This is a genomic window from Streptomyces sudanensis (assembly GCF_023614315.1).
GTDB classification, from domain to species: domain Bacteria; phylum Actinomycetota; class Actinomycetes; order Streptomycetales; family Streptomycetaceae; genus Streptomyces; species Streptomyces sudanensis.
The window spans coordinates 1,564,638-1,582,974 of record NZ_CP095474.1 but is presented as its reverse complement, the minus strand read 5'-3'; the positions used below and the strand labels follow the sequence as shown (position 1 = coordinate 1,582,974).

Sequence of the window (18,337 nt, the reverse complement as noted above, 5' to 3'; positions counted from 1 at the left end):
GCGGGGAAGAGGCGCCGGTTCGGTGGGACTCGGGGGGGAACGAGCCCAACCGGACCGGCGCTTCCCCTTTTGTCCCGACCCCGCCGCCCGGCCCCGGCCTTCGGCCGCGGCGTGGGGTCAGCGGCCGCCCGCGTGCCCGCGGAGCAGCCGCGACAGGGCGCCGTGCACGTCGTCGAGGGACCGCTCCCGCTGGAACGCCTGCCAGTCGAGTGCCGCCACCAGCACCATGCCGACGAGGGCGGCCGCGGTCAGCGGCACGTCGACGTCCTCGTCCAGCTCGCCGCTCGCGACGGCGTCCCTCAGCACCGTCTCGACGACCGCGACCGCCTCCTGCCGCACCCCCCGGAGGGTCGCCTGCCACGCCCGGTTGGTGCGCCACAGCTCCGCCACGTACAGCTGGGTGACGGCCGGATTCCGGTCGATGAAGACCAGGCCCGCCCGGATCATCGCGTCCAGTGCCTCGACCCGCGTCCCGCCGCGCGCAGCCGTCTCGTCGCAGGCGGCGCGCAGCGAGGCGGTGAGCAGCCCGACGCCGTGCCGCAGCAGCTCCTCGAACAGCTCGGTCTTGCTCTTGAAGTTGTAGTAGACCGTGCCCTTGGCCACCCCGGCCCGCTCCGCGATCTCGTCGACGGTCGTCGCCGAGAAGCCCTGCTCCGCGATGAGGGTGACTGCTGCCTCGTACAGCTTGGTGCGGGTGGCCTGCCGCCGCGTGCTCCGGGTGTCCATGGTGGTGATCCTCCCAGTTCGGGGGCTTTCCTCCGGACCCGGGTCCGGCTTCCGGGCGCGGACGGCCGAACGCCCGCGCCGGCCTCCGGGCGGTCCGCCGGGCGCCGCCCCGGTCCCGCGGGCGGCGCTCCCGGTGCGCCCGGCGGGGCCGGCGGTCCCCGGCGACCGCGCCGCCGGGCGGTCCCGACCCGCGGTCCCAGTCGGCCGGCTCGGGGACCGCGGGCGGCCGGCGGACGGGAAGACGCAGGTCGGGCGGGGTTGTCAGTGGCGGCCTCCACGATGGGAGACATACGGCCGAAGCGCCGCCGCACGACGACAGGAGGTCCGCCATGGCGAGCGACGTCCACCCGGTGCCCCGCCGTTCGTCGGCACCGCCCGCCGCCCTCGACCTGCTCGCCCAGGCGCACGCCGGCCTGGCCGAGGCGGCCGGCTTCGACGACCCCAACGAGCGGTACGCGACGGCCCACCTGGCCGCCCTGCGCACGGCCGCCGCCGTGCTGGCCGTCCGGGGCCGTCCCGAGCCCCCGCAGCGCGGCCGCCGGAGGATCCGCACCGCCTGGGAGATCCTGACCGAGACCGCACCCGAGCTGGCCGAGTGGAGCGCCCTGTTCGCCGCCGGCGCCACCCGCAGGGCCCGTGCCGAGGCGGGCATACGCGGCGCCGCCTCCGCGCGGGACGCCGACGACCTGGTCCGCGACGCGGCGATGTTCCTGCGCCTGGTGGAGCGGTCGCTCGCGCTGCGTCCGGACACCGCGGCCGAGGCCATAGGCTGGGACCGCCCCTGACCGTCACCGAGGAGTCAACCGCCGTGTCCGACCCGCAGCGCACCCGCGCCTCCCTCCGTACCGCCGTGGTGTGGGACGTCCTCGAGGGGGCCCTCGACCGCAGGGTCCGGGCGACCGGCAGGGAGAGTCTCGACATCCTCGACACGGGCGGCGGCAGTGGCAACTTCGCGGTGCCCGCCGCCCGGCTCGGCCACCGGGTGACCGTGGTCGATCCCAGCCCCGACGCCCTGTTCGCGCTGGAACGCCGCAGTACCGAGGCGGGCGTCGCCGACCGCGTCCACGGCGTCCAGGGGGACGTCCACGGCCTGTTCGACGTCGTCGAGCGGGGAGGTTTCGACGCGGTGCTCTGCCACGGCGTCCTGGAGCACCTCGACGACCCCGCCGAGGGCGTGCGCCGCGCCGTCGAGGCGCTGCGCCCCGGCGGCGTGCTGAGCCTGCTCGCGGGCGGTCTCGGCGGCGCCGTCCTGGCGAAGGCCCTCGCCGGCCACTTCCACCAGGCCCTCCACGCGCTGACCGGTCCGGCGGGCCGCCGGGGCGAGGGCGAGGCGGTGCCGCGCAGGTTCACCGTCGAGCAGCTCACCGGGGCCGTCGAGGCGGCCGGCGCGGAGGTCGTCGCGGTGCACGGCGTGCGCGTCTTCGCCGACCTCGTCCCCGGCGTCCTCGCCGACGCCGAGCCCGGCGCCGTCGAGGCCCTGAACCGGCTGGAGGCCGCCGCCGCCGAACTGCCCGCCTTCCACGCGGTCGCCGCGCAGCTGCACGTGCTGGGCGAGAAGCGCGGCCGGCCTGGCGCGGGGGTCTGAACAGCGCCGCAGCGGCGGACGGAGTGTTCCGCGGCCGCCCCGATCGCGCCGGTGTCCCCGTATGATCGAAGGACACCGTCCGGCATGACGGTTCGGACCGCGGGGAATCTAACGCCTCACCGGCCGAACCGGCATGGCGGCCCGATCGGCGATTGGCACAGGGGCGGGTTTCACAGGGACGAATCCCTGCCTATCCTGAAAAGGGCCGCATACCGGTCGCCCCCGCGACCGACGATGAGGAGGACTCCGTGCCGCTCTCGGAGCACGAGCAGCGAATGCTCGAGCAGATGGAGCGAGCGCTGTACGCCGAAGATCCCAAGTTCGCGACAGCGCTCGAGGGAAGCGGGCTGCGTACGTACACCCGGCGACGGGTCTACCAGGCGGTCGCTGGATTTCTGGTGGGTATCGCGCTCCTCATGGCCGGGATGGTCGCCCAGCAGATCTGGGTCAGCGTGGTGGGCTTCCTCGTCATGCTCGGCTGCGCGGTCCTGGCCGTCACCGGCTGGCGCAAGACCCCCAAACCCGGGGAGCGGCCCGCCCCCGAAGGGCCGTCCCGCGGCGGGGCGGACCGCAGGCACCGCTCGATGATGGACCGCATCGAGCAGCGCTGGCAGCGCCGCCGCGACGAACAGGGCCACTGACGCGCCACGACGGCAGGGGCGACCGCACCGGCGGTCGCCCCTGCCGTCGTGTCCGCGCCCTTCCCGCCGCGCCCGCCGGCGGCGGGCGCGGACCGTCGCCTCCTCGCGGGCGCTTCGCCCGGCGGGGGCGCCCCGTCCGGAGCGCCCCCGCCGGACCGCGACGCTAGCCGCGCTGCCCGGACGGCCGCCGCAGCAGCGCGCCGCAGCGGGCCGCCACCGCCGCCCGGTGCCGTGACAGCGCCCACGCCACCCGTGCCGCCGACCGGGGTGCGAGCAGCGCCCGCAGGCGCGCCCGGCGTCCGCAGGCCGCGGTGAAACCGGCGCGCACCCGCGCCGCGTCCCGCGCCAGACCGTCCACGGGACGCGGCGCCGGCGCGTAGAGGGCCTCCTCCACGGCGCCCGCGATCCGGTGGACCGCCTGTGCGGCGGCGTCCTCCAGCCGGCCCGCCCGCACCAGCCGCTCCGCCGTCCCGCGCGGGGTCAGCGACACGTCCGGGGAAACGCCGTGGTCCCAGGCCGTGTCCACGACCTCCTCCCACACCGCCAGCGGACGCCCGCCGCGCAACCGGCGCGCCCGCACCCGCCGCCGCCACAGCACCGGTGCCAGCAGCAGCACGACGGCCGCCGCGGCCCCGGCCGCGATCGCCGGGCCCGGTCCGGACGCCGCGTCGGCGTCCGCCGGCGGCGGAGCGTTCCGGGGCGCCGGTTCCCCGCAGCCCTCCGCCCCGGCCGCCCGCGCGGCGCAGTCGTCCTGCGGGGACGGCTCCGCCGAGGGGGCCGCCGACGGAGCGGGCGAGGACTCCTCCACGTCCGGCCGCTCCTCGGCCGGTGCCCGCGGCGCCGCGTAGTCCGGGATCGACCCCCGGGCCGGCGTCGGCTCGAAGCGGGTCCAGCCCACACCCTCGAAGTACAGCTCCGGCCAGGCGTGCGCGTCCTTGACGCTCACCGACACCGTCCCCGAGGCCGAAGGGGTGCCGGGCATGAAGCCGACGGCCACCCGGGCCGGGATGTTCAGGGTGCGGGCCATCGCCGCCATGGTGAAGGAGAAGTGGACGCAGAAGCCCTCCTTGTCCTTCAGGAACCGGGAGATCGCCGTGACCCCCGTCCCCGACGACACCGTCGTGTCGTACGTGAAGCCGCCCTCCGAGGCGAACCAGTCCTGCAACCGGACCGCCCGCTCGTAGTCGTTCCTCGCGCCCGTCGTCACCTTGAGCGCCGTCGCCTTCACGTCGCGCGGCAGCGAGTTCGGCACCCGCGTGTACTCCCGCAGGAGCGCGCCGGGCGCCGCCGGCGCCGCGGCCAGCTGCTCGGGTGTCGGCCGCACGACCAGACTGCTCACCGAGTACTGGGCGCCGCTCGTGGTCTGGCCGTCGTCGCCGACGACCATCCGCCCCACGGGCTCGTACCGCCAGCGGCCCTCGACCCGCACGTCGGTCGCCGGGTACGGCATGGGCAGCCACTTCTGCTCGTACGAGCCGGCCGCGGAGACGTTGGTGGTGATCTCCGTCGTGCCGGTGCGCTCGCCGAGCCCGATCGGCGGGGGCAGCCGCTCCGGCACGTCCTCCACGGCGCGCACCGACGTCCGCCACGAGGTGCCGTCGAACTGGTCCAGCGACACCAGCCGCAGGTACAGCCCGGAGCCGTCCGGCGCGTTCGTGCGGTACCGCAGCACCTCCCGGTCCTCCGCCTGGGTCAGGTTCTCCTTCAGCGACACCAGCGGGTTCACCGCGGATATCGTGCCGCCTCCCGCCCCCTCGCCGTCGCCGCCGCCCAGCAGGCCGCCGTCCAGCGACGGCAGCACGCCCGGGAGCGCCACCGCGACGCCCAGCGCCAGTACGCCGATCCGCCGTCCCGTGCGCAGCGGGGCGGGCGACGAGCCGTTCGGCGCGCCGGGCGCCGCCGGGCCGCCGGCCCCGGCTCCGGGCCCGCCGAACACCCGGCCCCACCGGGTGAGCCGGTCCCGGCCCTCCGCCAGCAGCAGCACCAGGTACCCGGCCGCCGCCACCAGGAACCACAGCCAGCGCGCCCCGTCGCCGCCGGAGAGCCCGGCCGCCACCGAGTACAGCGCCAGCAGCGGAAGGCCCGCCGGGGCCGCGCTGCGGAAGGTCACCGCGAGAACGTCCACGGCCAGGCCGATCAGCAGCACCCCGCCGACCAGCATCAGCCGTATGCCGTCCGTCACCGGGGCCGGCGGCGCGTACTGCCCCACGTCCTGCGCGCCCGCCTCCAGCAGCGCGCCGAACCGGCGGAACACGTCCGGCGACGGCAGCACCCAGGCCACCGCCTGCTCGCGCGCGAAGACCGCCGTCAGCAGCACCAGGGCCACCGCGACCTGGCAGGCCACCGTCAGCGGACGCGCCGTCGACGCGTGCCGCGCGGCCGCGCCCGCCCCGACCACGACCGCCAGCAGGAGCACCGCCTGCACGATCCAGCCGATCTCGCCGACCAGCGGCAGCAGCGCGCACGCCGCCGCCACCGTGGCGATCAGGGCGCACACCGTCATGCGTCCGCCGCCGTTCACGACCAGCCTCCCGACGATCCCGTCGTACCACTGCCGGCGACCGCTCCCGCGTCCCGCGCGGCGTGCCGCCACAGCGAGGCGAGCGGGTCGTCCGGCCGCACCGGAACCGCCGACCAGCCGGCCTCCCGCAGGTGCCGCACCGCGGCCGCGGCCCCGTCGCCCCCGCCGTCCCGGACGAACGCGACCGCCGCGCCGCTGCGCCGCCGCATGCGGCCCGCCAGCTCCGCCTGGGCCTCGTCCAGTTCGCCGAAGAACGCGATCAGCAGCCCCTCGCTCCCGGCGCGCAGCACGTCGTGGGCCCGGTCCAGGCCGGCCTCCCCCGAGTGGCCGACGACCGCGAGGGCCTCCATCATCAGGCCCGCCGCGTCCGCCGCGCCGTGCCCCGGCGCGACGTACCCGTCCGAGCCGTCGCCGGGCAGCGCCTCCCCGGCGTCCGTCAGGAGCCGCACCGCGTAGCCGCGCTCCAGCAGGTGCGTCACCACCGACGCGGCACCCGACACCGCCCACTCGAACGACGGGTCGGGCTCGTCGCTCCCGTACGCCCGCGCCCGCGTGTCCAGCAGCACGGTGCCGCGGGCCCGCCGGGGCTGCTCCTCGCGCCGCACCATCAGCTCGCCGTACCGCGCCGTGGACCGCCAGTGCACCCGGCGCAGGTCGTCGCCGTACCGGTACTCGCGGGGGATGACGTCGTCCTCGCCGACCCCGCTCGGCGCGCCGTGCCGCCCGTCGCCGTGGCCCGGGGCCTCGCCGGTGAGCCGGACGGCCGGCAGCGGCTCCGTCCGCGGCAGGACCGTCAGCGTGTCGTGCGCGCCGAACGAGCGCGTCAGCTCGCACATCCCGAACGGGTCGCTCAGCCGCAGCTGGAGCGGGCCCAGCGGGTAGCGCCCGCGCAGGTCGGAGCGGACCCGGTACGACACCTCGCGCTTGCCGCCCGGCTCCACCCGGTCGAGCACGAACCGCGGCCGCGGCCCCAGCACGTACGGCACGTGGTCCTGGAGCATCAGCAGCCCGGTCGGCACCCGCGACACGTTGTCCATGCGCAGCCGCACCCGTGCCTCCGCTCCGGCGGCCACCCGCCGCGGGGAGAGCCGGCGACTGCCCGTGACCCGGTGCCGCGTGCGGTACAGCACCGCCACGCACACCAGCGGCAGCGCCGCCAGCAGCAGCCCCACCCGCAGCAGGTCCGGCTGGCCCAGCACGTACGCGCACGCCCCCGCCGCCACCCCGGCCGCCAGGAACGACCGGCCGCGCGTGGTCAGCCCGCCGAGGGCGCTGCGGAACCCGCCCCGGACGGCGCCGCCCGGGGCGGCGGGNCCCGCGGCCGTCATCACAGCCGCCGCAGGCCGGGCCGCTGGGCGAGGAAGGCCTCCCCGGCGGGCCGCTGGGCGACCGCCGGCACGGGCGTGCCCTGCACGATGTCCAGGACGACCTGCTCGGCGGTCAGCCGGTTCAGCTGCGCCTGCGCGGTCGGCAGCAGCCGGTGCGCCAGCACGGGGACGGCCAGCGCCCGCACGTCGTCGGGGAGCGCGTACTCGCGGCCCTCCAGCGCGGCGGCGGCCTTCGCGGCCCGCAGCAGGTGCAGCGTCGCCCGCGGGGACGCGCCCAGCCGCAGGTCCGGGTGGACCCGGGTGGCCCCCACCAGGTCCACCGCGTACCGCCGGACCGAGTCGGCCACGTGGACGCCGCGCACCGCGTCGATCAGCTTCACGATCTCGTGGGCGTGCGCCACCGGCCGCAGGCCGTCCAGCGGGGACGCCCCGCCGTGCGTGTCCAGCATCCGCAGCTCCGCCTCGGCGCTCGGGTAGCCGATCGACACGCGCGCCATGAAGCGGTCCCGCTGGGCCTCGGGGAGCGGATACGTTCCTTCCATCTCCACCGGGTTCTGCGTGGCCACCACCATGAACGGGTCCGGCAGTTCGTACGACCGCCCGTCGACGGTGACCTGGCGCTCCTCCAGCGACTCCAGCAGCGCGGACTGGGTCTTCGGCGAGGCGCGGTTGATCTCGTCGCCGATCACGATCTGCGAGAAGATCGCGCCCGGCTTGAACTCGAACTCGCGCCGCTGCTGGTCGTACACCGACACGCCCGTGATGTCGGACGGCAGGAGGTCGGGCGTGAACTGGATCCGCCGCACCGAGCAGTCGACCGACCGCGCGAGCGCCTTCGCCAGCATGGTCTTGCCGACCCCGGGGACGTCCTCGACGAGCAGGTGCCCCTCGGCCAGCAGCACGGTCAGCGCGAGCCGTACGACCTCGGGCTTGCCCTCGATCACCCCCTCCACCGACCGGCGGACCCGCTCCGCTGTGGTGGTCAGATCAGCGAGGCTCGCTCGGTCGTCATAGGTCGTCACCCGGCCCTCCTCGGCCCTTTCGATCACGGGCCGGTGCGATCAAGCGCGGCACGGCCCACCCGGAAACACGGACACCGCCCGCGGAGCGTTTCCTGCGGCACGGAAGGGGTGTCACCCCGCATTCTTGTTGTCGTACGGCGCGGTGTCACTCGGCCGCGGACGACTGCGGGCGATATGTCGGGGCTTCGGCGGGTCGGTCCCGCCGCCCGCGGGCCCGGCCGGTCGCGGCGGATCCCCGGAGGGGCGTCCGCCGGGCCGGTCAGGCCGGGTCGACCTCCCGCAGCAGGCCGGTCGTCACGTCGAAGACGAAGCCCCGCACGTCGTCGGTGTGCTGGAGGAACGGCGAGGTGCGGACCCGCTGCATCGACTGCCGCACGTCCTGGTCGACGTCCCGGAAGGCCTCCACCGCCCAGGTCGGACGCTGCCCGACCTCCTGCTCCAGCTCGTCGCGGAAGCCCTCGGTGATCCTCTCCAGGCCGCATCCCGTGTGGTGCACGAGGACGATGCTGCGGGTGCCGAGCGCCCGCTGGCTGATGGTGAGGGAGCGGATCACGTCGTCCGTGACCACGCCGCCCGCGTTGCGGATGGTGTGGCAGTCGCCCAGGTGGAGGCCGAGGGCGGCGTGCAGGTCGAGACGGGCGTCCATGCAGGCCACGACGGCCACCTTGAGCACGGGCCGCGCGTCCATCCCGGGATCGGTGAACTGCTCGGCGTAGCGGCGGTTGGCCTCGACGAGGCGGTCGGTGACCGCCCCGTCCCGGACGTCGGTCGGAGGGTGCGCGGAAGTCGACATGGCTACGACGTTAACCGTCGCGTCTCCGCGGGGCCCCGCGTGAGAGCGGACAAAGAACGTCAATGAGGCGCATTGTGAGGTACGACACAGCCGGGGCGGGCGGGGACGCGGGGGCGGTCTGCCCCGGTTGCTCCTCCTCGCGAGGCCCCCGGGCGACGCGCTGACCGGTTGGTTGACCGCGCGTGGCGGTGGACTAGAGTGGCGCGAGTTCACGGAGACATCGAGCGAATTCCGAGCGGTTTCCGCAGTTTCTCCTCCGCGTGCGCGGCGGCGTGTACGGCTCGGCCCCTCCGCCCGTCGGCCGGCCGACGCCTCCTCCGGCGCCGGTGGCCCGGTGGTACGTGCGCCGCGCCGGACCTGAGAGGGCAGATGACAGGGCGCGATGGGGGTGCCGCCGGCGCGGACCCGGTGGGACTCCCCGACAAGGACGGCGGCGAACGGCCGGACGGCAACACCCGGCACGTCCCCGTGATGCTCCGGCGGTGCCTGGACCTGCTCGCGCCCGCGCTGGAGCGGCCCGGGGCGGTCGTCGTCGACTGCACCCTCGGCCTCGGCGGCCACAGCGAGGCCCTGCTCACCCGGTTCCCCGGGGCGCGGCTCGTCGCCCTGGACCGGGACACCGAGGCGCTGCGCCTCTCCGGTGAGCGCCTCGCCCGGTTCGGCGAGCGCGCCACGCTCGTCCACGCCGTGTACGACGAACTGCCCGAGGTCCTCGACCGGCTCGGCGTCCCGCGCGTCCAGGGCGTCCTGTTCGACCTCGGCGTCTCCTCCATGCAACTCGACGAGGCCGACCGCGGCTTCGCCTACGCCCAGGACGCGCCGCTCGACATGCGCATGGACCAGACGGCCGGCGTCAGCGCCGCCGAGGTCCTCAATACCTACCCGCCCGGCGAACTGGTCCGCATCCTGCGCGCCTACGGCGAGGAGAAGCAGGCCAAGCGGATCGTCGCCGCCGTCGTGCGGGAACGGGAGAGGGAGCCGTTCACCCGCAGCGCCCGCCTGGTCGAGCTGATCCGCGACGCGCTGCCCCAGGCCGCCAAGCGCACCGGCGGCAACCCGGCCAAGCGGACCTTCCAGGCCCTGCGCATCGAGGTCAACGGAGAGCTGGCCGTACTGGAGCGGGCGGTCCCGGCCGCCGTGGCGGCCCTCGCGGTCGGCGGGCGGATCGCCGTGCTGTCGTACCACTCGCTGGAGGACCGCCTGGTCAAGCAGGTGTTCGCCGCGGGCGCCGCCACCACGGCCCCGCCCGGCCTGCCCGTGGTCCCCGAGCAGTACCAGCCGCGGCTCAGGCTCCTGACCCGGGGCGCGGAGCTCCCCACCGAGGAGGAGGTCGCCGAGAACCGCAGGGCCGCGCCGGCCCGGCTGCGCGGCGCGGAACGGATCAGGGAGGACGTGTGACGAAGGCGGGACCCCCGAAGGGGCGCGCGGGCCGGCTCGCACGGTTCATGCCGTCCGGGCCGAGCACCGCCGCCCGCACCCCCTTCGTCCTGCTCGTCGTCCTCCTCCTCGGCGGTGGGCTCATCGCGCTCCTGCTCCTCAACACCTCCCTCAGCCAGGGGTCCTTCAAGCTGGCCGAGCTGAGGAAGAGGACCACCGAACTCACCGACCAGGAGCAGGCCCTGCAACGGGAGGTCGACACCCGCTCGGCCCCCGACGCGCTGGAGCACCGGGCCCGCGAGCTGGGCATGGTGCCCGGCGGCCCCCCGGCCTTCCTGGAACCCGACGGGACGGTCCGCGGTCTCCCCGGCCCGGCCCCCGCCGCGCCCGGCGGCGACGCGCAGCCCGGCACGGACCCGTTCCCGCAGCTCGCTCCCGTCCCGGCCCCCGACCCGACCTCTCCCGGCAGGTGAGCAGTGCCCTCCCAGGAACCTCCGCACCGCCGCGCCCCCCGGCCCCAGGGCTCCCGGCGCCCCACCGGGCGCGCCCCCGGCGGCGCCCGGTGGGGCGCCGGGANCNNNNGCGCCGGCNGNCCGGGCNNNGCNNNCGCGCGCCGCCCGGGCCAGGCCCCTCCCCGGCCCGGGACCGCGCGCCCGCTCCGCCTGGGCAGCCCGCGCCCCCGCCTCCGCCTGCTCAGCTTCGGCCTGACCCTCGTCATGGTGGCGTTCGTGGTGCGGCTCCTCCAGGTCCAGGCCGTCGACGCCGCCGCGTACGCGGCCAAGGCCGAGAAGAACCGCTACCTGAGCCACAAGCTGGCCGCCGAGCGCGGCGAGATCACCGACCGCTCCGGCATCGCGCTGGCCACCAGCGTCGACGCCTACGACATCACCGCCGACCCGAAGATGTTCACCCCGCAGGAGAGCAAGGTCCCCGACGCGCCCGAGCAGGCGGCGGCCCTCCTCGCCCCGATCCTCGGCAAGGACCCCGACGACCTCGTCCGCACCCTGAAGTCCCCGCCGTCCCCGCGCTACGCCGTCCTCGCCCGCAAGCAGACCCCGCAGGTCTGGAACCAGATCAGGGACCTCAAGGCGCTCCTCGCGCGAAAGGCACGCGAGGACGCGGCCGGGGACGGCAAGGCCCTCAGGCCCAGCGTCCTGGCCGGCGTGCTCAGCGAGAAGAGCAGCAGGCGCGTCTACCCCAACGGCTCCCTCGGCGCGGGGATACTCGGCTACGTCAACGCCGACGGCCGCGGCGCCGGCGGCCTGGAGTCGATGCTCGACCGGGAGCTCGCCGGTCGGGACGGCAAGATCACCTACGCCCACTCCGGCGGCCGCCGCGTGCCGACCGCCGGCGCCCGCGAGACACCCGCCGTACCCGGCTCCGACGTCGAGCTGACCATCGACCGCGACATCCAGTGGGCGGCCCAGAAGGCCATCAGCGAGCAGGTCGCCGCCTCCCGCGCCGACCGCGGCTACGTCGTCGTCCAGGACGTCCGGACCGGTGAGATCCTCGCCATGGCCAACGCCCCGGGGTTCGACCCCAACGACCTGTCGCAGGCCGACTCCGCCGCCATGGGCAACGCCGCCCTCCAGGACGCCTTCGAACCCGGCTCCACCGCCAAGGTGATGTCGATCGCCGCCGTACTGGAGGAGGGCGCCGCCACGCCCTCCACCCACGTCGTCGTCCCCAACCGGCTGCACCGCGGCGACCGCCTCTTCAAGGACGACGTCGACCACCCCACCTGGTACCTGACGCTCAACGGCGTCCTCGCCAAGTCGTCCAACATCGGCACCATCCTCGCCACCGGCCAGCTCGGCCGGAACCAGGCGGAGGCCAACCGGGTCCTCCACTCCTACCTGCGCAAGTTCGGCATCGGCAGCCCCACCGGCCTCGGCTACCCGGGCGAGACCCCCGGCATCCTCGCGCACCCGCGGGACTGGAACACCTCCCAGCAGTACACGATCCCCTTCGGCCAGGGCCTGTCCGTCAACGCCGTGCAGGCCGCCTCCGTCTACTCGACCGTCGCCAACGGCGGCGTCCGCGTCGCGCCCACCCTCGTCCGCGGCACCCGGGGCCCCGACGGCCGTTTCACCCCGGCCCCCGCGCCCGACAGGACGCGCGTCGTGAGCGGGGGGACGGCCCGGACCCTCGCCGCCATGCTGGAGTCGGTCGTCGACGACCGGGAGGGCACCGGCACCAGGGCCGCCATCCCCGGCTACCGCGTCGCCGGCAAGACCGGCACCGCCAACCGCGTCGACCCGCGACTCGGCCGCTACAAGGGCTACACCGCCTCCTTCGCCGGGTTCGCGCCCGCCGACAAGCCCCGGCTCACCGTCTACTGCGCCATCCAGAACCCCACCCGGGGCAGCTACTTCGGCGGCCAGATCTGCGGCCCCGTCCACAAGAAGGTCATGGAGTTCGCCCTGAAGACCCTGCACATCCCGCCGACCGGGGCACAGCCCCCGCGCATGCCGGTCACCTTCACGCCCGGCGGCGGCGCCGAGGGGGGCACCCGGTGACGACGATCACGCCCGGCCCCGGGAACCGGTCCGGCGGCGACCGCCGACCGGCGGCCTCGTTTAGCCCGATCACGGGTGCGCCCGGTACGCTCACCGCCGTGCCCCACCCTGATCAGTCCCGAACCGCCGGCCAGGACGCCCCCGTGAGACAGCCGGGAGCGCCCCGTCCGTCCGAGGTCCGCCCCACGCCCCTGCGCGAACTGGCCGCCCGGCTGGGCGCACCCGCCCCGCACGGGCCCGACCGGCCGCTCGAAGGGCAGGTCACCGGCATCACCCACGACTCCCGGGCGGTACGCCCCGGGGACGTGTACGCCGCACTGCCGGGCGCCCGGATGCACGGTGCCGACTTCGCCGCCCAGGCCGCCGACCTCGGCGCCGCCGCGATCCTCACCGACCCGGCGGGAGCCGACCGCGCCGCCGCGACCGGCCTGCCCGTCCTGGTGGCCGACGACCCGCGCGGCCGGATGGGCGAACTCGCCGCCGAGATCTACGGCCGCCCCGCCTCCGGTCTCCTCACCATCGGCATCACCGGGACGTCCGGCAAGACCACCACCGCGTACCTCGTCGAGGGCGGCCTGAAGGCCGCCGGACGCGCCCCGGGCCTGATCGGCACCGTCGAGACGCGCATCGGCGACGAGCGCGTCAAGTCCGAGCGGACCACCCCCGAGGCCACCGACCTCCAGGCCCTGCTCGCCGTCATGCGGGAGCGCGACGTGGAGGCCGTCGCCATGGAGGTGTCCAGCCACGCCCTGGTGCTCGGCCGGGTCGACGGCTGCGTCTTCGACGTCGCGGTCTTCAACAACCTCAGCCCGGAGCACATGGAGTTCCACTCCGGCATGGAGGACTACTTCCAGGCCAAGGCCCAGCTGTTCACGCCGCGCCGCTCCCGCCGAGGGGTCGTCAACCACGACGACGCGTACGGCAGGAGGCTGGTGACCGAGGCGACCGTGCCCGTCGTCACCTTCTCCGCCGACGGCGACCCGGACGCCGACTGGCGCGCCGAGGACGTCCGCAGCGGCCCCCTCGGCAGCACGTTCACCATCGTCGGCCCCGACGGCGAGCGGATCGACGCCAGGGCCCCGCTGCCCGGCCCGTTCAACGTCGCCAACACCCTCGCCGCCGTCGTCGCCCTCGCCGTCGCCGGGGTCGACCCGCGGACGGCCGCCGGCGGCGTCGCCGCGGTGCCCGGCGTCCCCGGCCGGCTGGAGCGCGTCGACGCCGGCCAGCCGTACCTCGCCGTGGTCGACTACGCCCACAAGACCGACGCCGTCGAGTCCGTGCTGCGCTCCCTGCGCAAGGTCACCGAGGGCAGGCTGCACCTCGTCCTCGGCTGCGGCGGCGACCGCGACGCCACCAAGCGGGGCCCCATGGGCGCCGCCGCGGCGCGCCTCGCCGACACCGCCGTGCTGACCTCCGACAACCCGCGCTCCGAGGACCCCCTCGCGATCCTCTGCGCGATGCTCGCCGGTGCCGCCCAGGTCCCCGCCCACGAGCGGGGAACCGTCCTCGTCGACGCCGACCGGGCCTCCGCGATCGCCGCCGCCGTGGCCCGCGCACGGCCGGGCGACACGGTGCTCGTCGCCGGCAAGGGCCACGAGCAGGGCCAGGACGTCGCAGGCGTGGTACGGCCCTTCGACGACCGCCGGGTCCTGCGGGAAGCCATCCAGAACAGTCAGGGATGAAGAAGTGATCGCCCTCTCCCTCGCCGAGATCGCCGACATCACCGGCGGGCAGGCGCACGACATACCGGATCCGGACGTACGGGTCACCGGTTCCGTGGTCTACGACTCCCGCCAGGTCGAACCCGGCGGCCTCTTCGCCGCGTTCGCCGGTGAGAACGTCGACGGGCACGACTACGCCGAAGGCGCCGTCGCGGCCGGGGCGGTGGCCGTCCTGGCCACCCGGCCCGTCGGCGTCCCCGCCGTCGTCGTGCCCGACGTGACCGCCGCCCTCGGCGCGCTCGCCCGCACCGTCGTCGAACGCCTCGGCACCACCGTCGTCGCCCTGACCGGCTCGGCGGGCAAGACCAGCACCAAGGACCTCCTCGCGCAGCTCCTCCAGCGCAAGGGCCCCACGGTCTGGCCGGCCGGCAACCTCAACAACGAGATCGGCCTCCCGGTGACCGCGCTGCGCGCCACCGAGGAGACCCGGCACCTCGTCCTGGAGATGGGCGCGCGCGGCGTCGGCCACATCCGCTACCTCACCGGGCTGACCCCGCCCCGGATCGGCCTCGTCCTCAACGTGGGCTCCGCCCACATCGGCGAGTTCGGCGGCCGGGAGCGGATCGCGCTGGCGAAGGGCGAACTCGTCGAGGCCCTCCCGCCCGCCGAGGAGGGCGGCGTGGCCGTCCTCAACGCCGACGACCCGCTCGTGAAGGCCATGGCCTCCCGCACCCGGGCGCGCGTGGTCCTCTTCGGCGAGTCCCCGGAAGCGTCCGTACGCGCCGAAAATGTCCGTCTCACAGAGGACGGACGGCCCGCGTTCCGCCTTCACACACCCACCGGGTGCAGTGATGTGACCATGCGCCTGTACGGTGAGCATCACGTGTCGAACGCGCTCGCCGCGGCCGCCGTCGCCCATGAGCTGGACATGCCCGTGCACGAGATCGCCGTCGCGCTCTCCGAGGCGGGCTCCCTCTCCCGCTGGCGCATGGAGGTCACCGAGCGTCCGGACGGTGTGACGATCGTCAACGACGCCTACAACGCGAATCCCGAGTCCATGCGGGCCGCCCTGCGCGCGCTCGCCGCCATGGGCGAGGCCGCACGGGCCAAGGGGGGGCGCACGTGGGCGGTGCTCGGCCTGATGGCCGAGCTCGGCGACGAGGCGCTCGCCGAGCACGACGCGGTCGGGCGGCTCGCCGTCCGGCTCAATGTCGGCAAGCTCGTCGCGGTCGGGGGCAGGGAAGCGTCCTGGCTGCAACTGGGCGCATACAACGAGGGTTCGTGGGGTGAGGAGTCGGTGCACGTGTCCGACGCGCAGGCGGCGATCGACCTGTTGCGCAGTGAACTGCGTCCGGGTGACGTCGTGCTGGTGAAGGCTTCCAGGTCGGTCGGGCTCGAGCGGGTCGCCCAGGCACTGCTCGAGAACACCGCCGAGGGCGAGGTCGCCGGCCGATGAGGCAGATCCTCTTCGCGGGGGCCATCGGGCTCTTCCTGACCCTGATCGGCACGCCGCTGCTGATCAAGCTCCTGGCCCGCAAGGGATACGGGCAGTTCATCCGGGACGACGGCCCGCGCACGCACGGCAGCAAGAAGGGCACGCCCACCATGGGCGGCATCTCCTTCATCCTGGCCACGCTGATCGCGTACGCCCTGGCCAAGGTCATCACCGGCGAGGACCCGACGTACTCGGGCGTCCTGGTGCTGTTCCTGATGGCGGGCATGGGCCTCGTCGGGTTCCTCGACGACTACATCAAGATCGTCAAGCAGCGGTCGCTCGGCCTGCGGGCCAAGGCCAAGATGGCCGGCCAGCTGATCGTCGGCATCGCCTTCGCCGTGCTCGCGCTGCAGTTCTCCGACAAGCGGGGGCTGGCCCCGGCCTCCACCAAGCTGTCGTTCATCACCGACTTCGGCTGGACCATCGGCCCGGTGCTGTTCGTCGTCTGGGCGCTGTTCATGATCCTGGCGATGTCGAACGGCGTGAACCTGACGGACGGTCTGGACGGCCTCGCCACCGGCGCGTCGGTGATGGTCTTCGGCGCGTACACCTTCATCGGGCTGTGGCAGTTCCAGGAGTCCTGCGCCAACGCCGAGACCCTGACCAACCCGAACGCCTGCTTCGAGGTGCGCGACCCGCTCGACCTGGCGGTCGTGGCCTCCGCCCTGATGGGCGCCTGCTTCGGCTTCCTGTGGTGGAACACCTCGCCCGCGAAGATCTTCATGGGCGACACCGGTTCGCTCGCCCTCGGCGGCGCCCTCGCCGGCCTCGCCATCTGCTCCCGCACGGAGCTGCTGCTGGCGATCCTCGGCGGCCTCTTCGTCCTGATCACCCTCTCCGTGGTCATCCAGGTCGGATCCTTCCGGATGACCGGCAAGCGCGTCTTCCGCATGGCCCCGCTCCAGCACCACTTCGAGCTGAAGGGGTGGTCGGAGGTCCTCGTCGTGGTCCGGTTCTGGATCATCCAGGGCATGTGCGTCATCGTGGGACTGGGTCTCTTCTACGCGGGATGGGCAGCCGACAAGTGAGCATCGACGCAGCGGAGTGGCGCGGCAGGCGCGTCACCGTCACCGGTCTCGGGGTGAGCGGCGTCCCCGCCGCCCGCGTCCTGCATGGCCTGGGCGCGGACGTCACCGTCGTCAACGACGGCGCCGACGAGCGCGCCCGGGCCCGGGCGGCCGAGCTGGAGGCGGAGGGCGTCGCGGTCCGCCTCGGGAGCGGCTCGGCGTCCGACGGCTCCGCCGCGGACCTCCCCGAGGGCACCGAGCTGGTCGTCACCGCTCCCGGCTGGCGTCCCGACCACCCGCTGCTCGCCGCCGCCGCGGCCGCCGGCGTCCCCGTCTGGGGCGACGTCGAACTGGCCTGGCGGCTGCGCGGCCTCGACGGCCGGAAGCCCGCCCCGTGGCTCGCCGTCACCGGCACCAACGGCAAGACGACGACGGTCCGCATGCTCGCCTCCATCCTGGAGGCGGCCGGCCTGCGGACCGCCGCCGTCGGCAACATCGGCGTCTCCCTCCTCGACGCCGTCCTCGGCGAGGAGGAGTACGACGTCCTCGCCGTCGAGCTGTCCAGCTACCAGCTCCACTGGGCGCCGAGCGTGCGCGCCCACTCCGCGGTCGTGCTCAACCTGGCCCCGGACCACCTCGACTGGCACGGCTCCATGGAGGCGTACGCCGCCGACAAGGGGCGCGTCTACGAGGGCAACACCGTCGCCTGCGTCTACAACGCCGCGGACAGGGCCACCGAGGACCTGGTCCGCGCGGCCGACGTGGAGGAGGGCTGCCGCGCGATCGGCTTCACCCTCGGCACGCCCGGCCCGTCCCAGCTCGGCCTCGTCGACGACATCCTGGTGGACCGGGCGTTCGTCCCGAACCGCCAGAAGCAGGCACAGGAGCTGGCGCAGGTCTCCGACGTGAACCCGCCGGCCCCGCACAACGTGGCCAATGCGCTCGCCGCGGCGGCCCTCGCCCGCGCCTTCGGCGTGGAGCCGGCGGCCGTCCGCGAGGGCCTGCGCGCCTTCCGCCCCGACGCCCACCGCATCGCGCACGTCGCGGAGGTCGGCGGGGTCGCGTACGTCGACGACTCCAAGGCCACCAACACCCACGCCGCCCAGGCGTCGCTCGCCGCCTACGACCCGGTCGTCTGGATCGCCGGCGGCCTCGCCAAGGGCGCCGTGTTCGACGAGCTCGTCGCGGAGTCCGCGGAGCGGCTGCGCGGCGTCGTGCTCCTCGGCGCCGACCGCGCGCTGATCCGCGAAGCCCTCGCGCGACACGCCCCGCAGGTGCCGGTGGTCGACCTCGACCGGACCGACACTGGGGCGATGGCGGCGGCGGTCCGGGAGGCGGCGCGGCTCGCCCGGCCGGGGGACACGGTGCTCCTCGCACCGGCCTGCGCCTCGATGGACATGTTCACCGACTACAACAAGCGGGGCGACGCGTTCGCGGACGCCGTCCGCGCGCTCGCCGCCGGGGACGCCTGACCAGTCACCGGGTCCGGCGCCGCCGGGACGACTGGAGGGGACAGCGACCATGCCGCCCGACGACACCGCAGCCCCGGCTCCCGTACCCGCGCGGGTACGGGCGGCCGCCGACGCGCTCGCCGCGCGGCTCACCGCCGCGGGCCGGGGCGCCGCACCGCGCAAGACTCCTTCCGTGTTAAGACTGTGTGTT

At 75.2% G+C, this 18,337-nt stretch carries 14 protein-coding genes and 1 pseudogene; 10 read left to right on the top strand and 5 right to left on the bottom strand.

Going from position 1 to position 18,337, the window contains the following annotated elements; all coding sequences use genetic code 11:
- Positions 1 to 117: 117 nt before the first annotated feature.
- Positions 118 to 726 (bottom strand): TetR/AcrR family transcriptional regulator, encoded by a 609-nt coding sequence (locus MW084_RS07280; protein ID WP_010471218.1) that lies wholly within the window; start codon positions 724 to 726, stop codon positions 118 to 120.
- 329 nt (positions 727 to 1,055) lie between these two features.
- Here MW084_RS07280 and MW084_RS07275 point away from each other — a divergent pair, with 329 nt between their 5' ends.
- The 3 genes from MW084_RS07275 to MW084_RS07265 all read left to right on the top strand — a co-directional run bounded on the left by MW084_RS07275 (position 1,056) and on the right by MW084_RS07265 (position 2,952).
- Positions 1,056 to 1,511, top strand: a complete 456-nt coding sequence (locus MW084_RS07275; RefSeq protein WP_010471217.1) for an SAV_6107 family HEPN domain-containing protein — start codon at positions 1,056 to 1,058, stop codon at positions 1,509 to 1,511.
- Positions 1,512 to 1,534: 23 nt separating this feature from the next.
- A complete protein-coding gene (locus MW084_RS07270) occupies positions 1,535 to 2,311 on the top strand; it encodes a class I SAM-dependent methyltransferase (RefSeq protein ID WP_010471216.1) in 777 nt (258 codons plus the stop codon).
- A gap of 248 nt (positions 2,312 to 2,559) precedes the next feature.
- A complete protein-coding gene (locus MW084_RS07265; protein WP_010471215.1) occupies positions 2,560 to 2,952 on the top strand; it encodes a DUF3040 domain-containing protein in 393 nt (130 codons plus the stop codon).
- 163 nt (positions 2,953 to 3,115) lie between these two features.
- Here MW084_RS07265 and MW084_RS07260 read toward each other — a convergent pair whose 3' ends face one another.
- The 4 genes and pseudogenes from MW084_RS07260 to MW084_RS07245 form a co-directional block, all read right to left on the bottom strand.
- Positions 3,116 to 5,473, bottom strand: coding sequence for a transglutaminase TgpA family protein (locus MW084_RS07260; protein WP_039829416.1), 2,358 nt, complete (start codon positions 5,471 to 5,473; stop codon positions 3,116 to 3,118).
- A pseudogene (locus MW084_RS07255) lies at positions 5,470 to 6,786 on the bottom strand (DUF58 domain-containing protein); the annotation flags it as partial. The pseudogene MW084_RS07255 and the gene MW084_RS07260, both read right to left, overlap by 4 nt.
- Positions 6,787 to 6,800: 14 nt before the next feature.
- Positions 6,801 to 7,823 carry an AAA family ATPase gene (locus tag MW084_RS07250; RefSeq protein ID WP_010471211.1) on the bottom strand — a complete coding sequence of 341 codons (1,023 nt, stop codon included), beginning with the start codon at positions 7,821 to 7,823 and terminating at the stop codon, positions 6,801 to 6,803.
- Positions 7,824 to 8,082: 259 nt separating this feature from the next.
- Complete coding sequence (locus tag MW084_RS07245) at positions 8,083 to 8,616, bottom strand: beta-class carbonic anhydrase (RefSeq protein WP_010471210.1); 534 nt, start codon at positions 8,614 to 8,616, stop codon at positions 8,083 to 8,085.
- A gap of 369 nt (positions 8,617 to 8,985) precedes the next feature.
- Here MW084_RS07245 and rsmH point away from each other — a divergent pair, with 369 nt between their 5' ends.
- The 7 genes from rsmH (at position 8,986) to murD (ending at position 18,147) form a co-directional block, all read left to right on the top strand.
- Positions 8,986 to 10,014 (top strand): 16S rRNA (cytosine(1402)-N(4))-methyltransferase RsmH, encoded by a 1,029-nt coding sequence (gene rsmH / locus MW084_RS07240; protein WP_169331697.1) that lies wholly within the window; start codon positions 8,986 to 8,988, stop codon positions 10,012 to 10,014.
- Positions 10,011 to 10,466 carry a cell division protein FtsL gene (gene ftsL / locus MW084_RS07235; protein WP_010471208.1) on the top strand — a complete coding sequence of 152 codons (456 nt, stop codon included), beginning with the start codon at positions 10,011 to 10,013 and terminating at the stop codon, positions 10,464 to 10,466. Before rsmH ends, ftsL begins: the two co-directional genes overlap by 4 nt.
- Before the next feature lie 134 nt (positions 10,467 to 10,600).
- The coding region (locus tag MW084_RS07230) for a peptidoglycan D,D-transpeptidase FtsI family protein (RefSeq protein WP_275563522.1) at positions 10,601 to 12,512 on the top strand (1,912 nt) is incomplete at its 5' end.
- On the top strand, positions 12,509 to 14,194 hold the full coding sequence (locus MW084_RS07225) for a UDP-N-acetylmuramoyl-L-alanyl-D-glutamate--2,6-diaminopimelate ligase (protein ID WP_029553916.1): 1,686 nt from the start codon (positions 12,509 to 12,511) through the stop codon (positions 14,192 to 14,194). The genes MW084_RS07230 and MW084_RS07225, both read left to right, overlap by 4 nt.
- Before the next feature lie 4 nt (positions 14,195 to 14,198).
- The gene (locus MW084_RS07220) at positions 14,199 to 15,629 is read left to right on the top strand and encodes a UDP-N-acetylmuramoyl-tripeptide--D-alanyl-D-alanine ligase (RefSeq protein WP_010475878.1); all 1,431 of its coding nucleotides are present in this window, start codon (positions 14,199 to 14,201) and stop codon (positions 15,627 to 15,629) included.
- On the top strand, positions 15,626 to 16,696 hold the full coding sequence (gene mraY / locus MW084_RS07215) for a phospho-N-acetylmuramoyl-pentapeptide-transferase (RefSeq protein WP_010475880.1): 1,071 nt from the start codon (positions 15,626 to 15,628) through the stop codon (positions 16,694 to 16,696). Before MW084_RS07220 ends, mraY begins: the two co-directional genes overlap by 4 nt.
- Complete coding sequence (murD, locus tag MW084_RS07210) at positions 16,678 to 18,147, top strand: UDP-N-acetylmuramoyl-L-alanine--D-glutamate ligase (protein ID WP_039830116.1); 1,470 nt, start codon at positions 16,678 to 16,680, stop codon at positions 18,145 to 18,147. The genes mraY and murD overlap by 19 nt, the downstream gene beginning before the upstream one ends.
- Positions 18,148 to 18,337: the final 190 nt, after the last annotated feature.